At 61.6% G+C, this 14,576-nt stretch carries 17 protein-coding genes; 3 read left to right on the top strand and 14 right to left on the bottom strand.

The window, feature by feature from the left end; genetic code table 11:
- Positions 1-634: 634 nt before the first annotated feature.
- The 3 genes from EIY72_RS29480 (at position 635) to EIY72_RS29490 (ending at position 3,050) form a co-directional block, all read left to right on the top strand.
- Positions 635-859, top strand: a complete 225-nt coding sequence (locus tag EIY72_RS29480; RefSeq protein ID WP_008051046.1) for a hypothetical protein — start codon at positions 635-637, stop codon at positions 857-859.
- A 276-nt stretch (positions 860-1,135) separates the two neighbouring features.
- Positions 1,136-1,618 carry a hypothetical protein gene (locus EIY72_RS29485; protein WP_093224627.1) on the top strand — a complete coding sequence of 161 codons (483 nt, stop codon included), beginning with the start codon at positions 1,136-1,138 and terminating at the stop codon, positions 1,616-1,618.
- 145 nt (positions 1,619-1,763) lie between these two features.
- The gene (locus EIY72_RS29490; RefSeq protein ID WP_093224629.1) at positions 1,764-3,050 is read left to right on the top strand and encodes an OmpP1/FadL family transporter; all 1,287 of its coding nucleotides are present in this window, start codon (positions 1,764-1,766) and stop codon (positions 3,048-3,050) included.
- A gap of 88 nt (positions 3,051-3,138) precedes the next feature.
- Here EIY72_RS29490 and EIY72_RS29495 read toward each other — a convergent pair whose 3' ends face one another.
- From EIY72_RS29495 to cobO, 14 genes are all read right to left on the bottom strand, one after another.
- On the bottom strand, positions 3,139-3,705 hold the full coding sequence (locus EIY72_RS29495) for a glutathione peroxidase (protein WP_093224631.1): 567 nt from the start codon (positions 3,703-3,705) through the stop codon (positions 3,139-3,141).
- Positions 3,706-3,761: 56 nt separating this feature from the next.
- Positions 3,762-3,884 carry a hypothetical protein gene (locus tag EIY72_RS30235; protein ID WP_269457259.1) on the bottom strand — a complete coding sequence of 41 codons (123 nt, stop codon included), beginning with the start codon at positions 3,882-3,884 and terminating at the stop codon, positions 3,762-3,764.
- On the bottom strand, positions 3,881-5,089 hold the full coding sequence (locus EIY72_RS29500) for an MFS transporter (RefSeq protein WP_093224633.1): 1,209 nt from the start codon (positions 5,087-5,089) through the stop codon (positions 3,881-3,883). The genes EIY72_RS30235 and EIY72_RS29500 overlap by 4 nt, the downstream gene beginning before the upstream one ends.
- Positions 5,090-5,141: 52 nt before the next feature.
- Positions 5,142-5,546: a MarR family winged helix-turn-helix transcriptional regulator gene (locus tag EIY72_RS29505; RefSeq protein WP_093224635.1), complete on the bottom strand. Its 405-nt coding sequence runs from the start codon at positions 5,544-5,546 to the stop codon at positions 5,142-5,144.
- A 56-nt stretch (positions 5,547-5,602) separates the two neighbouring features.
- The gene (locus EIY72_RS29510; protein WP_093224637.1) at positions 5,603-6,334 is read right to left on the bottom strand and encodes an adenosylcobinamide-GDP ribazoletransferase; all 732 of its coding nucleotides are present in this window, start codon (positions 6,332-6,334) and stop codon (positions 5,603-5,605) included.
- A gap of 1 nt (position 6,335) precedes the next feature.
- Positions 6,336-6,911, bottom strand: a complete 576-nt coding sequence (gene cobC / locus EIY72_RS29515) for an alpha-ribazole phosphatase family protein (RefSeq protein WP_093224639.1) — start codon at positions 6,909-6,911, stop codon at positions 6,336-6,338.
- Positions 6,908-7,963 (bottom strand): nicotinate-nucleotide--dimethylbenzimidazole phosphoribosyltransferase, encoded by a 1,056-nt coding sequence (gene cobT, locus EIY72_RS29520; protein WP_093224642.1) that lies wholly within the window; start codon positions 7,961-7,963, stop codon positions 6,908-6,910. Before cobT ends, cobC begins: the two co-directional genes overlap by 4 nt.
- A complete protein-coding gene (gene cobU, locus EIY72_RS29525) occupies positions 7,960-8,481 on the bottom strand; it encodes a bifunctional adenosylcobinamide kinase/adenosylcobinamide-phosphate guanylyltransferase (RefSeq protein WP_093224645.1) in 522 nt (173 codons plus the stop codon). The genes cobT and cobU overlap by 4 nt, the downstream gene beginning before the upstream one ends.
- A gap of 137 nt (positions 8,482-8,618) precedes the next feature.
- Complete coding sequence (locus tag EIY72_RS29530) at positions 8,619-10,070, bottom strand: cobyric acid synthase (protein WP_093224648.1); 1,452 nt, start codon at positions 10,068-10,070, stop codon at positions 8,619-8,621.
- Positions 10,067-11,059: a threonine-phosphate decarboxylase CobD gene (cobD, locus tag EIY72_RS29535; protein WP_093224651.1), complete on the bottom strand. Its 993-nt coding sequence runs from the start codon at positions 11,057-11,059 to the stop codon at positions 10,067-10,069. Before cobD ends, EIY72_RS29530 begins: the two co-directional genes overlap by 4 nt.
- Positions 11,052-11,960, bottom strand: coding sequence for an adenosylcobinamide-phosphate synthase CbiB (gene cbiB, locus EIY72_RS29540; RefSeq protein ID WP_093224654.1), 909 nt, complete (start codon positions 11,958-11,960; stop codon positions 11,052-11,054). The genes cobD and cbiB overlap by 8 nt, the downstream gene beginning before the upstream one ends.
- Positions 11,957-12,607 carry a 5,6-dimethylbenzimidazole synthase gene (gene bluB / locus EIY72_RS29545; protein ID WP_093224657.1) on the bottom strand — a complete coding sequence of 217 codons (651 nt, stop codon included), beginning with the start codon at positions 12,605-12,607 and terminating at the stop codon, positions 11,957-11,959. The genes cbiB and bluB overlap by 4 nt, the downstream gene beginning before the upstream one ends.
- Complete coding sequence (locus EIY72_RS29550) at positions 12,604-13,929, bottom strand: cobyrinic acid a,c-diamide synthase CobB (RefSeq protein WP_093224659.1); 1,326 nt, start codon at positions 13,927-13,929, stop codon at positions 12,604-12,606. Before EIY72_RS29550 ends, bluB begins: the two co-directional genes overlap by 4 nt.
- Positions 13,926-14,537, bottom strand: a complete 612-nt coding sequence (cobO, locus tag EIY72_RS29555; RefSeq protein WP_093224661.1) for a cob(I)yrinic acid a,c-diamide adenosyltransferase — start codon at positions 14,535-14,537, stop codon at positions 13,926-13,928. The genes EIY72_RS29550 and cobO overlap by 4 nt, the downstream gene beginning before the upstream one ends.
- Positions 14,538-14,576 lie beyond the last annotated feature (39 nt).

The following is a 14,576-nucleotide window of genomic DNA, read 5'->3' on the forward strand; positions in this document are numbered from 1 at the left end:
TTCCAGTGACGGTGGATAATCGCGTCAAAACAAGCTTCCTGGCACTTTTGTGGTTACAAAGATCGGTGACCGGTGGTCGGATTCCGGGCCAATACAGGGCAGTGCCCCAGCTTGAAAAAGCCCTTTTGTTGCGCTATCAAGAAATGCTTGCACGGGCCGTTCGTCGGTGTTAGCACAAACCTTGCTTCCCTTTATCAAGGCAACCCGTTACTATCCGCGGCGTTAGTACCAAGCTGAAAGTCAATTCTGGTCGAACAAATCCCCCCGGACAGCCTTCCTCAAGGAAGCCTTCCCCGAAAAAGCGGGATCGACCACCTCGATGGTTTCCAGGTAAATCTTGCACTCACACGGCCTTTGAATCGAAAACAAAGGGCGCTGTTCTGCTCGCTTACTCTGCTCGAACCAACCTGCAAATTGATCAGGATCTTCACCCCGGGCCCAGAACCTTTGCCCTCGATGTGTTGCCTGCCCTCCTAAGTACCTACCTGCCAGCCCAAGCGCGCCAACTTATCAGCGCTTCAAACTGGCTGCTTTGTTCCAGTCGGGTTCTTCGTTCGGTCAAAGGTGATCGACGTTACTGGAACGTTTTAACGCTGCACGGTTCATATCCGTGTCAATTGTAGGAACACCATTAATGTCTACTCAAATCCAGACTCAGGATGCCATTCGCACCCTAACCAATGCTTTTGCCCCGATGAACTGCCTGATCATGGCCGCGCGCAAAGGCTGCTTCAGCTTCACCCTGGTCAACGAACACGGCATCGCCCGTCACAGCGAGCGCCTGTACCCCGATCAATACTCCAGCGCCGAGCCGCTGCAGGCCGTGATCGAGCGTACCCGTCAGGCACTGGTTGCCTGACACGCCAGAAAGGCTGAAAACCTCGAAAGCCCCGCCAAAAGCGGGGCTTTTTATTGCCTGGTGTTTCGCGCGCCCCGCATAGCGGTTAAGCACCAAGGGATATAAGGGTTATAACTCGATGGCGGAAATATTTTAAAAACAGGCCTTTACGGCGCGAATATGACACTACACTTCAACTCAAGCGGCTTGACCCGCTTGCGGCGAGCCTGAGCCGATTCACAGCTGCCAAGCACCCCCCTTCAGGCATCGCCGTCCAATTGAGGTATCGAGGGTTTTATGGGTATCGCTGCCAGCGAACTGTGCCGTTATGTGATTCGTCCCACGCTGATTTATCTGGGACGCCACAGCGCGACGGCCGAAGCCCTGCTGCTGGGCATCGCCGCCAGTCAGTCCGCCCTCGGTTCCGCCCTGCACGACCGCCGCGGTCACGGCCTGTACCGCATCGCAGAGCCGCGCCACCAGGCGCTTTGGGATCATTACCTGGCGCTGGATCCGGAACGTGCCAGCCTGGTTCGCGGGCTGGCCAGCCAGCACGCGTTCCTCAGCGGTCCGCACCTGGAGCTGACCGTCAACCTGCGTTACGCCACCGCCATCGCCTGGCTGCTGGTCGAAGAACAGAACACTCCCCTCCCCGCCCCCGATGATTTGCTGGGCATGGCCAGAATCTGGCGCCAGACATTTCAACCCCAGGGGCGCCTGCGTGATTTCACTTACGCCTGGCAAACCTGTGTTTCACCGCTGAATCAGCTCGCCTGCTGAGTTTTCTGGATCCAAAAATCCGCGAGAAGTCGCGAATTTGGTCGGATTGTCCTACAAAACCGCTCTAAATCAAGCAATACAGCCTATGGCGCTGGGACGAAAATGTTGGTAATTTTCGCCCCGGTGATCACCAGGAGTTCTAATAATGAAAAAAGTAATGCTCAAAACCACCCTTAGCCTCGCCGTTGCCATGGCATCCACCCAGATCTTCGCAAGTGGCTTTGCCCTCAACGAACAAAGTATCAGCGGGATGGGCACTGGTTTTGCCGGGCGATCTTCTTCTGCCGATGATGCAAGCACTGTTTATGGCAACCCTGCCGGTATGTCCCGCCTGAACGGCCAGCAAATCACTGGCGGCATCGCCGCGATCGACGCCTCGACCGATATCAAGGATGCCAGCGGCCGCTCCACCGGCACCAACAAAGGCGACATGGTGCCGTTCACTTCGGTACCTATGGGTTTCTACACCAACAAACTCAACGATGAGTGGGCTGTTGGTTTTGGTGTCTACGCTCCGTTCGGGCTGGTCACCAACTACGAAAACGGCTTCCAGGGCCGCGCTTTCGGCAGCAAGAGCGAAGTCAAGGTCGTCACTTTCCAGCCGACCGTCAGCTACGCCTTCAACGATAAGGTGTCGATCGGTTTCGGTCCGACCATCAACCGTATTTCCGGCACCCTGGAATCGGACATTGGCCTGCCTGTCCCACGCTCTGGCGACAACAATATCCAGATCAAGGGCGACGATACCGCCTGGGGCTGGAACGCCGGCGTGCTGGTACAAGCCACCGACACCACTCGCGTGGGCCTGACCTACCACTCGAAAGTGAACTACAAGCTTGACGGCCACACCGAAGTGACCGCCGGTTCCGGCGTGCCACCTCAGTTGCTCAAGACCGCGCGTTACGATGCTTCGCTGAAGATCGAAACACCTGAGTCCTACGACCTGTCCGTCACTCAGGACATCAACGATGCCTGGAAAGCCTATGCCGGTGCTACCTGGACTCGCTGGAGCCGTCTGAAAGACATCACCGTCAACAACGAAGGCGTCACCCCGATCACCGGCGGTGCCCTGGCTCCACAAATCGTTGGCACCATCACCGAAGAGCAGAACTGGCACGACACCTGGGCCTACGCCGTGGGTACTTCCTACCAGTTGAACAAGCAGTGGGTACTGCGTACCGGTCTGACCTTCGACCAGTCGCCAACCAACAACACTGACCGTTCGCCACGTATTCCTACCGGCGACCGGACCATCTTCAGCATCGGTGCAGGCTTCAGCCCAACTGACGACTGGACCATTGACGTGGCTTACTCCTACCTCAAGGAAGAAGATGTCACCGTCAACCGTTCCAACGCTCTGGGCCAGTCCTACAGCTCCAAGTACGAAAACAGTGCGAACGGTTTCGGCGTTGGCGCCACCTATCGCTTCTGATGATTCCCGGCGAGCCTGAACCACTCGCCAACGAATCAAAAAAAGCCCCGCTCTCTTCCCAGAGGCGGGGCTTTTTATTAAGTATCGATCAGGGATTGACGGCAAGCGGCGGCGAGGCGAGCGCCTTTTCCACGGCCTTGATGAACTCGGGGTCATCAGGCTTGGTCAGGCTGGAGAAACTGGCAATCACCTTGCCCTGACGATCAACTACGTACTTGTAGAAATTCCATTTCGGCGCGCTGGATTGGGCGGCAAGCACCTTGAACAGGTGCGTCGCATCATCGCCCCGGACGCTTTGCGGTTCGGTCATGGTGAAGGTGACGCCGTAATTCACGTAGCAGACCTTGGCCGTCTCGGCGCCATCCTTGGACTCCTGCTTGAAGTCATTGGACGGTACACCGAGCACTTCCAACCCTTGATCCTTGTAACGCTGGTTCAGCGCTTCCAGGCTTTTGAATTGCGGGGCGAATCCACAGAAGCTGGCGGTATTGACCACCACCAGCGGTTTGCCTTCAAAGCGTTGGCATAAATCGATCGACTCCTTGGCGCGTAACTTGGGCAGCGAGCCCTCAAGCAACTCCGGGCAATCAGCCGCTTGCGCCAACCCGGAGCACGCCACCAGTAATGCAGGGACAACAAGCCAGCGCATCAACATCACGGGACTTCCTTGAACGGTCATCAGAGTTCGACGTTACTCGCCCTGAAGCCTCGCTAGCAAGTCCCCATGCCCAACTGCAACAGGGCCAGCCCGCCCTGATGCCAACCCCACCAGGTGATGGCGAGCAGCAAGGCACCCATGGCAAGGAGGAGGATGCGCGGCCAGAGACGATTCATGTCGCACTCATTTGCGTTTGCAGGCGTGCCACCGGACGTTCACGCACTGGCCAGTTCAACGCAGCGGCCAGCAGACTCAACAAAATGGCAACCTGCCAGATCAGGTCATAGCTGCCGGTGCGGTCGTACACCACCCCACCGAGCCAGCCACCGAGGAAAGAACCAAGCTGGTGAAACAGGAACACGATACCGCCGAGCATGGACAGGTTACGCACACCGAACAAGGTGGCGACGGTGCCGTTGGTCAAAGGCACCGTGGACAGCCACAGGAAGCCCATGGCCATGCCGAACAGGTACGCCGTGGTGGTCGTCACCGGCGCCCACAGGAACAGCACGATGACCACCGCCCGCAACAGGTACAGGCCGGTCAGCAGTCGCGGCTTGGACATACGCCCACCGAGCCAGCCTGCGGTGTAGGTGCCGAAGATGTTAAACAGACCGATCAGGGCCAGCACCGTGGTTCCGACTGTAGCCGGAAGGTGTTGATCGACCAGATAGGCCGGCAGGTGCACGCCAATGAACACCACCTGGAAACCACAGACAAAAAAGCCGAACGCCAGCAGCCAGAAACCGGAATGGGAGCAGGCTTCCCGCAACGCTTCGCCCAGGGTCTGTTCGTGGCCGAGTGTCGGCAGAGGCTTGTCCTTGAGCATGCTCACCAGCGGCACGATCAGCGCCACCAACAGGCCCAGCGCGAGCAATGCTGTCGACCAGCCCAGCCAGCCGATCAGCCCGAGCGTACCGGGCAACATGGCGAACTGGCCAAAGGAACCAGCGGCACTCGCAATGCCCATGCCCATACTGCGTTTCTCTGGTGGCACGGCACGGCCGACCACGCCCAGAATCACCGAGAACGAGGTGCCGGACAGGCCGATGCCGATCAGCAGGCCGGCACTGAGCGACAGGGTCACGGCGGAATCGGAAAGCCCCATGCAAATCAGTCCAGCGGCGTAGAGTACGCCGCCGATCAACACCACCTTGGCCGCGCCGAAACGGTCGGCCAGCGCCCCGGTAAACGGCTGGGCCAGGCCCCAGATCAGGTTTTGCAGGGCAATGGCAAAGGCAAAGGTTTCACGACCCCAGCCGAACTCGGCGCTCATCGGCGCCAGGAACAGGCCGAAACCGTGGCGCACGCCCAGAGACAACGCAAGGATCAGCGCACTCCCCAACAAAACCCAACCGCAAGTACGCCACATCGATGTCATTGTTATTCTCCGGTAGCGGGTATATACCCGCTTAAAATCGGAAAAACCGGCGTTACGCCAGTTCGTCCAGCAGTCTCAACAAGGTTTCACGTTTTTCCGCTCCCAAACGATCCACCAGCCGCTGTTGCGCTGCTTCCCAGGCGGGTAGCGCCGCTTTCAGTCGCTCGGCGCCGGCCTCGGTCAACACGACGATGCGGTTGCGCATGTCCTCACCTTCGACCAGGGTGACCAGGCCTTCGCCCTCCAGCACCCGCAGATTGCGCCCCAGGGTGCTGCGGTCCAGGCCCATCGCCTCGGCCAGCACGGAAATGCTCGGCTGATCCAGACGCTGCAGATTGCACAGCAGAGAATACTGCGCAACGTTGATCCCGAAGCCGTCGAGAGCGCCGTCGTAATGCCTGCTGACGCCACGGGCGGCGCGACGCAGGTTGATGCATAAACATTGGGAGTCGAGCATGGTGCGTGTATATACCCGCGAGTGTGTTAAATCAAGTTACAGAACCGCAGTAACAGTCAGAACAATGCCAAGCCTACCAGCACTGCCACTTCCAGCAACTCCAGCATCGCCCCCGCCGTGTCGCCGGTGGTGCCGCCCAGGCGCTTGAGCATGACTTGCCGCAGCCAGGCAAATCCCAGTGCGGCAATGACCACGGCCACCACACCACCCAGACCACCGATCAAGACGCAGCCCAGTGCACTCACCAGCAACACCTGCTTGCCCGCCGCGCGGGGCAGATGATCAGCCAAAGCCTGCCCCAAACCACCCTCGCGCACATAGGGTGTCGTCAGGAACAAAGCCAGTAATGCACTGCGTCCGATCAAGGGTGTCAGGATCAACGCCATGGCGTGCTGCTGCTCGATCAGCGCCAGCAACGCCGCAAATTTGATCAGCAGCAGCGCCACCAGGGTCACCACGGCGATCGGCCCGCTGCGTGGGTCCTTCATGATGGTCATCGTGCGCTCGCGGTCACCGAAACCGCCCATCCACGCATCGGCGCTGTCGGCCAGGCCGTCCAGATGCAGCGCACCACTCAATGAGATCCAGACCGTCAATAGCAACGCGGCGTGCAGCAGGACCGGCGTCCCCAGCAACAACCAGTTCAAGGTCCACAGGATCATGCCAAACAGCAGGCCCACCAGCGGATAGAACAGCAACGAGCGGCCCAACTCCTGCGGCTCCGGCATGCCGGGCAAGCGAATCGGCAGGCTGCTGAGAAATTGCAAAGCGATCCAGAACGGCAACATGTCAGCGCGTTTCCTTCAATAAACCACCCGATTCCAGGGACAAGGAGAATAACGTCCCATGCCCAACTTCGACATTTAACAATTGTTCACGAGGCAAGCCGCGCGCCTGCGCCAACAGCAAACGCATGACCCCGCCATGACTGATCAGCAGCACCCGTTCGCCGGCACAGGCTGCATGGATACGTGCCACCGCAGCGAGCACCCGCGCCGAAAACTCCACGACCGGCTCGCCTTCAGGCGGTGTAAAGGCGTAAGGATCAGCCCAGAACAGACCCAGACCTTCGGCATCGGTTTCCATCAATGCCGCCGCGCTCTGCCCTTCCCAGGCACCGAAGTGCAACTCCTGCAGGTCTTTGTCGAACTGCACCGGCACATTCAGCTGCGCGCCCAACGCCTCGGCGAAACGCGCGCAGCGTTGCAACGGCGAACTGACCAGACGATCCCAGGGCCCCTGCCCGACCACCGCTGCACGCATCTGCGCCCAGCCCTTGTCCGTCAGCGCATCGTCGAGACTGCCGCGCAGGCCGCCGCCGAATTCGGTTTCACCATGGCGCAACAGGTCCAGGCGTAGCGTCATGCCGGGCGATCCGCCACTGCCGCTTCAGCAAAGGTCGCCATCTGCCCGTGCAGGTCACAGGCCAGACGCAACAACGGCACGGCCAATGCCGCACCACTGCCCTCGCCCAGACGCAGGCCGAGGTCGAGCAGAGGCTCTGCACCAAGGGTTTCCAGGACATGGCGATGGCCGGTCTCGGCACCGCGATGACCGAACAGCAACCACTGACGGCATTCAGGATTCAGACGTACCGCGACCAGTGCCGCGACGCTGCAGATAAAGCCGTCAACCAGCACGGCGACCCCTTGCTGGGCGCAGGCAACGTAAGCCCCCACCAAGGCGGCGATTTCAAAGCCACCGAGGTTGAACAGTGTCTGCAATGCATCGCCGCCTTGCGCGCCGTGCAGCGCCAGCGCGCGTTCGATCACTTGTGCCTTGTGGCTGATACCCGCAGCGTTCAATCCAGTACCCGGCCCAGTCAGGCTCGCCACCGGACAATCGAGCAACGCGCAGGCAACAGCGCTGGCAGCGGTCGTGTTACCGATGCCCATCTCGCCACCGATGAACAATTGCGCACCCGTTGCGATGGCGCGCTCAACGCTGTCACGACCGGCCTGCAACGCTTGCTCGCCTTGAGTGGCGGTCATTGCCGGGCCGTTGACGAAGTTCGCCGTGCCAGGCCCGACATTCAGGTGGCGCACACCCGGCAGGTTCAATGATGGCGTGACAGTGCCCAAGTCGACCACTTCCAGGGAGGCCCCCAGCTGTCGCGCGAGCACGCTGATCGCTGCGCCGCCGCTGACGAAGTTGAGCAGCATTTGCCCGGTGACTTCCTGTGGGAATGCCGACACACCTTCAGCCACCACACCATGGTCACCGGCGAAAATCGCGATCCAGAGCTGATCCAGCGTCGGTTTGACCCGCCCCTGCAAGCCGGCCAGCTGCACTGCCACCGACTCCAGTTGGCCAAGCGAACCGGCAGGCTTGGTCAGTTGCTGTTGACGGGCTTGCGCCTGCTCGAGCACCTGGGCGTCGATCGGTTTGCACGGGTTCAGCCACCAGGATTGAGTCATAACGCGGTTCCTTTCAAAGTCAGGGGCAGGCCCGCGACGGTCAGCACAACACGCTGACAGCGCTCGGCCAGAGCTTGATGCAGCCAACCGGCTTCATCGACATAGCGGCGAGTCAGTTCGCCCAGCGGCACGACACCCATTCCGGTCTCGTTGCTGACAAAAATGATTTCACCCGGCAACGAAGCCAGGCAGTCCAGCAAGGCGTCACGTTCGGCTACCAGTCGCTCGGCGTCGTCGAGCATCAACAGATTGGTCAGCCACAGCGTCAGGCAATCCACCAGCAGGCAGCGCTCGGCACTGGCGTTTTCACGCAGCACCCGAGCCAGCGCCAGCGGCTCTTCGATCAACGCCCATTCGACGGGACGGCGGGCACGGTGATGGGCCACGCGCTCGTTCATCTCGCCGTCCAGGGGTTGGCTGGTGGCGATATAGGTCACGGCGAGCTGGCTGTGCAGTGCGAGTTTTTCCGCCAGGCGACTCTTGCCGGAGCGGGCGCCGCCGAGGATCAGTTGGAGCATGGGGACTTCCTGGAAAATGTGCGTTGAAACGACTGGCCTCTTCGCGGGCAAGCCCGCTCCCACAGTGACCGCGTTGTATTCGAGATTTGTTCCACGCGCTGATCCCTGTGGGAGCGAGCTTGCTCGCGATGGCGACCTCAAAAATTACACAGCTCTCGCAGCAGCCCGGTATCCAGATGCTGCTCCACCAGATCCGCCAGGCGCTCGATATCGCGTTCGCGCAAGCCGTGGTAATCCACCGCCTGCACATTCTGCAGACCGGCCCAGCGCAACAACGCCGCACTGGCTTCTGGCGACTCGAACAAACCGTGCAGATAAGTGCCGAATATCTGGCCATCTGCGCTTTGCGCACCGTCGCATCGACCATCGTCCAGGAGCACCGCGGCCTGTTCCAGCGCCGGTCCGCTGGTCACGCCGGCATGAATCTCATAGCCACTGACCGGTGCATTTTCCAGCGCCAGACGTCCGCGTACGTTGCGCAATTGCTTCTCGGCTTCGAGCTGCGTTTCGAAAGCCAGCAAGCCCAGTCCCGCGCTGGAACCTGGCGCACCTTCCAGCCCCAATGGGTCGTGTACCTGCTCACCAAGCATCTGCAAACCGCCACAAATCCCCAGCACCTTGCCGCCGTAACGCAGATGCCGCGCGATGGCGGTTTCCCAGCCATTGGCGCGCAGGTACACGAGGTCGCTGCGCACACTTTTCGAGCCCGGAAGGATGATCAGATCTGCCGGCGGAATCGCCTGGCCAGGGCCGATGAATTGCAGGTCGACTTGCGGATGCAGGCGCAGCGGGTCGAAGTCAGTGTGATTGCTGATGCGCGGCAGCACGGGCACCACGACTTTCAGCACCTGCTCGGCCTTGTCGGTCTGGCGTTGATCGATGCCGTCCTCGGCTTCCAGGTGCAGGTCCATTACATACGGCAGGACACCAATCACCGGTTTGCCGGTGCGCTGCTCAAGCCAGTCGAGGCCGGGTTGCAGCAGGGCGATGTCACCGCGAAAGCGGTTGATGATGAAACCTTTGACCCGCGCCTGCTCGCTCGGCGACAGCAGTTCCAGGGTGCCCACCAGATGGGCGAAAACGCCGCCACGATTGATGTCGGCAATCAACAGCACCGGGCAGTCCACCGCTTCGGCAAAGCCCATGTTGGCGATGTCATTGGCCCGCAGGTTGATCTCCGCCGGAGAGCCCGCGCCTTCGACCATTACCAGCGGATAGGCCGCACTCAGGCGTGCATGCGAAGCGAGCACTGCCTGCATGGCGATGGCTTTGTAGTCGTGGTAGGCGACGGCGTTCATGCTGGTGACGGCGCGTCCGTGAATGATCACCTGCGCACCGGTGTCACTGTTGGGCTTGAGCAGCACCGGGTTCATGTCGGTGTGCGGCTCGAGGTTGGCGGCCTGGGCCTGAACGGCTTGCGCCCGGCCGATTTCGCCGCCGTCAGCGGTCACGGCGCTGTTGAGCGCCATGTTCTGCGGCTTGAAGGGGACAACCCTAACGCCCTGGCGCGTCGCCCAGCGGCACAATGCGGTCACCAGCGTGCTTTTACCGGCGTCCGAGGTGGTGCCTTGCACCATCAGCGTGGTCATTGACTGTCCTTGGCAAATTCTTCGAAGGCTAGCGCCAGACGTACCCAGTCGGCTTCGTCAGCGGGCAGGCCAAATCTCAGGCTGCTGTTGTGGGTGAACAGGCGCAGCAGAATCCCGCGCTGGGCCATGAATTCGTAAAGCGCTTCGGCACGCTCGGTGATCAGCCACTGGAACAGTGCGCAGCCACCCAAAGGCGTGAAGCCGTAGTGATCGAGCAGCGACGCCAGGCGCTCGCTGGCTTCCTCGGCGCGAACGCGCTGGCGCATGTGCCCTTCGGTATCACGCAGGCACGCCTGACCGATCACCCGCGTCGGTCCGCTGACAGCCCAGGGCCCGACTTGCTCGGCGAGCAACTTGAGCAACTTGCGCTCGGCCAGGACAAACCCCAGGCGTACACCTGCCAGGCCGAAAAACTTGCCGAAGGAACGCAGTACGATCAGTCCGACCTGGTGGGCGAACGGCGCCAGGCTTAACTGCGGCGTGTTGTCCATGAACGCCTCGTCCACCACCAGCCAGCCACCGCGTTGGGCCAGCCTTGAGTGCCAGTCGAGCAGGCGATTGGGTGTCAGGTTCAGGCCCGTGGGGTTGTTCGGATTGACCACCACCAGCACGTCGAGGCTGTCGATAAAGAAATCAACTTCCTGCTCCAGCACCTCGCGCACAATGTAGCCACTGCGTCGCCAGGCCTCCGCGTGCTCGGCGTAGCAGGGTGACAACACGCCGACCTTGCCGGCACGACGCAAACGCGGCAGCAGTTGAATGGCCATCTGCGAACCGGCCACCGGCAATGCCTGCAGGGTACCGTAGTAATCACAGGCGGCCTGTTCCAGGCCATCGTCGGTTTCCGGCAGGCGTGCCCAGGCGCGCACGGGTATGTCCGGCACCGGAAACGGCCAGGGCGCCAGGCCCGTGGAGAGGTCCAGCCAGTCAGCTTCGTCTATGCCATATTCGAGCGCTGCCTTGCGCAACCGTCCACCGTGCTCAAGCATAAAATTCAGCCCCCACGCAGAGAATCAGCAGCCATAACCATACCCCGCGCTGGACCAATTGCCAGCCCCGGTCGATGGAGTCGGCATCGGCCGGGGCACCTTCGCCCAGTTGCGGCCGCTCATGCAGTTCACCGTGATAGATCGCCGGGCCACCCAGCTCGACGCCGAGGGCTCCGGCGCCTGCCGCCATCACCGGACCGGCGTTCGGGCTGTCCCAGGTCGGGCCCTGGGTGCGCCAGCATTTCAAGGCCAGTCGGGTCTTGCCCAGCAGCGCGTAGGTCAAGGCCACCAGACGCGCAGGAATGTAGTTGAGTACGTCATCGATTTTCGCCGCCGCCCAGCCGAAACGCTCGAAGCGTTCGTTGCGATAGCCCCACATCGCATCCAGGGTGTTGCTCAACCGGTAGAGCACCACCCCGGGCGCGCCGGCCACGGCAAACCAGAACAGCGCTGCAAATACCGCGTCGCTGCCGTTTTCCAGAACCGACTCGGTGGCGGCCCGAGCGACAGCGGTGCTGTCCAGCTCGCTGGTCTGGCGACTGACCAGATAGCCTACGCGTTGGCGTGCAGCATCCAGGTCATCACTGCGCAATGCCCTGGCAACCGGTTCGACATGCTCGCCGAGGCTGCGCATGCCCAGCGCGCAATAGAGCGCGAGGATTTCGACAATCCAGCCCACATAGGGCGCCCAGGAAAACGCCGTGGCCAGCAGGGTCAGTGGTAACACGGCGATCACCCAGGCGGTGACGCCATGGCTGCGCCAGCCACGTCCGCCACCGTTGAAACGTTGCTCGATACGGTCGGCAAATCGGCCGAACGCAACCAGCGGATGCCAGCGTTTGGGTTCACCCAGCAGCGCATCAAGCGCAACCGCGGCGACACTCAACAACGCCACACTCATTGACTCACTCCCCAATAGTTTTCATACAACAGTTCATCCAGCGCACGCTCCTGCGCCCAACCTTCAAGCACCAGCATCGGCGCCGGATAAAACGCCTTGACCGGCCCCAGGCACAGCACCGCCAACGGCTTGGCCCCAGGCGGCAGTTGCAGCAGGTCGGCCAGGGCCTGCGGTTCGAACAGCGAAACCCAGCCCATGCCCAACCCTTCCACCCGCGCTGCCAGCCACAGGTTCTGGATCGCGCAGGACAACGAGGCCATGTCCATTTCCGGCAAGGTGCGCCGACCGAAGATATGCCGTTCGCGATCATCCATCAGCGCAGCGACCAGGACCTCGGCGCAATCGTTGATACCTTCGACCTTCAACTTCATGAAGTCGTCACTGCGCTCGCCAAGGGCTTCGGCGGTGCGGATGCGCTCTTCTTCCACCAGGCCCTGAATTTGCCCGCGCAACGAACGATCACTGATACGAATGAAGCGCCAGGGCTGCATCAGACCGACACTGGGTGCCTGGTGCGCGGCTTCGAGCAGGCGCCTGAGCACCTCGGGCTCGACCGAGCCGCCGCTGAAGTGACGCATGTCGCGGCGCTCGGCGATGGCACGGTAGACCGCTGCGCGTTCGTCTGCGGAAAAGGCGTTGTCAGTCATGACCTGCTCGCGAAGGCGCCCTCCTGGTCGGGCGCAAACAAGGCAGCAATCGCCGCTGGATTGGACGGAAAATAAAAGTGCACATACGAGGCTGTCATCCGCCCATCGCGATAGACCGCTTCCGCACCACGTCCGCCATTCGGGCTCCACCCCCGGGCAATGGGCGTCAGTTCGGTGGTGGTCAACGAATGATGATAGGTGTGCCCGCGCAATGCGCCTTCCGGCAGGTCCACGGCTTGCAATGCCAGCGCGGCGAGGCGCTTCTGCATCACCGCATCGCCGGCCAACAAACCCACCAATTCAGCGTGGGTGCCGTCGACATCGGTCAGGGAGTCGAGCAGGTACAACATGCCGCCGCATTCGGCGAGCAACGGTTTACCGGCCGCATGGTGGCTGCGGATCGCCTGCAGCATCGAAGTGTTTTGCGCCAGCGCAACGTGGTGCAGCTCCGGGTAACCGCCCGGCAGGTACAGGCTGTCCACCTCCGGCAAGGCGCTGTCACGGATCGGCGAAAAAAACACCAGTTCGGCGCCCATTGCCCGCAGCAGGTCCAGGCTCGCACCGTAGGTGAAGGCAAAGGCTTCATCGCGGGCGACGGCAATACGTACACCAGCGAGTAGCGGGTCAACGGCAATCACGTCAGGCGCGGCGAATTCCACCGCCGGCGGCAGCGCCACCTCACAGCTGCTGGCGAGGGCCTCGGCCGCCGCGTCGAGGCGCACATCCAGATCATTCAATTCACTGGCCTGAACCAGGCCGAGATGACGGCTCGGCAGTTCGATTCCGGTTTCCCGGGACAACGCGCCGTACCAGCGCAAGCCCTCGGTCAGACTGCCCTCCAGCAATTGCGCATGACGCAAGGTGCCGACACGGTTGGCCAGGACGCCAGCGAATGGCAAATCCGGCTGGTAACGGGCCAGCCCCAGTGCCAACGCGCCAAAGGTCTGCGCCATCGCCGTGCCGTCGATCACACCGAGCACCGGCACACCGAAGTGACGGGCCAGATCGGCGCTGGATGGCGTGCCGTCGAACAGGCCCATGACGCCTTCGATCAGGATCAGGTCGGCTTCAGCAGCCGCCTCCCACAGCAGCCGCCGACTCTCCTGCTCGCCAACCATCCACATGTCCAGTTGATAGACCGGCGCACCGCTGGCGCGCTCGAGAATCATCGGGTCGAGAAAGTCCGGGCCGCATTTGAACACACGCACCTTACGCCCCTGATTGCGATGCAAGCGGGCCAACGCGGCGGTGACGGTGGTCTTGCCCTGGCCGGAAGCCGGCGCGGCAATCAAGACCGCCGGGCAATGACGTGGTTGACTCACAGCTCGACGCCTTTTTGCGCTTTGATGCCGGCCTGGAAAGCGTGTTTGATCATGCCCATTTCGGTGACCGTATCGGCCATCTCGATCATCTCCGGCTTGGCGGCGCGACCGGTGACCACCACGTGCTGCATCGGTGGTCGTGCCTGCAAATCGCTGAGCACCTGGTCGAGATCGAGGTAGCCGTGCTTGAGGGCGATGTTCAGCTCATCCAGCACCACCAGGCCGATGGCAGGGTCACGCAACAGCTCACGGGAAACCGCCCAGGCGGCTTCGGCGGCAGTGATGTCACGCTGGCGATCCTGGGTTTCCCAGGTAAAGCCTTCGCCCATTACATGGAAGCGCACCTGCTCGGGGAAACGGCGGAAGAACAGTTCCTCACCGGTACTGTTACGCCCCTTGATGAACTGCACCACGCCGCACTGCATGCCATGCCCCATGGCACGAGCCAGCATGCCGAACGCGGAGCTGCTCTTGCCTTTGCCATTACCGGTCAGCACCAGCAACAGGCCGCACTCATTGGGGGAATTGGCGATGCGTTCGTCGATCACGGCTTTCTTGCGCTGCATGCGCGCCAGGTGGCGTTCGTCACGTTCAGGGGTATCGGTCATGGGGGAGCTCTCCGTTGAGGCTGGGTAACGGCGGGCAGG

Origin of the sequence: Pseudomonas vancouverensis (assembly GCF_004348895.1) — a bacterium.
Lineage (GTDB): Bacteria > Pseudomonadota > Gammaproteobacteria > Pseudomonadales > Pseudomonadaceae > Aquipseudomonas > Aquipseudomonas vancouverensis.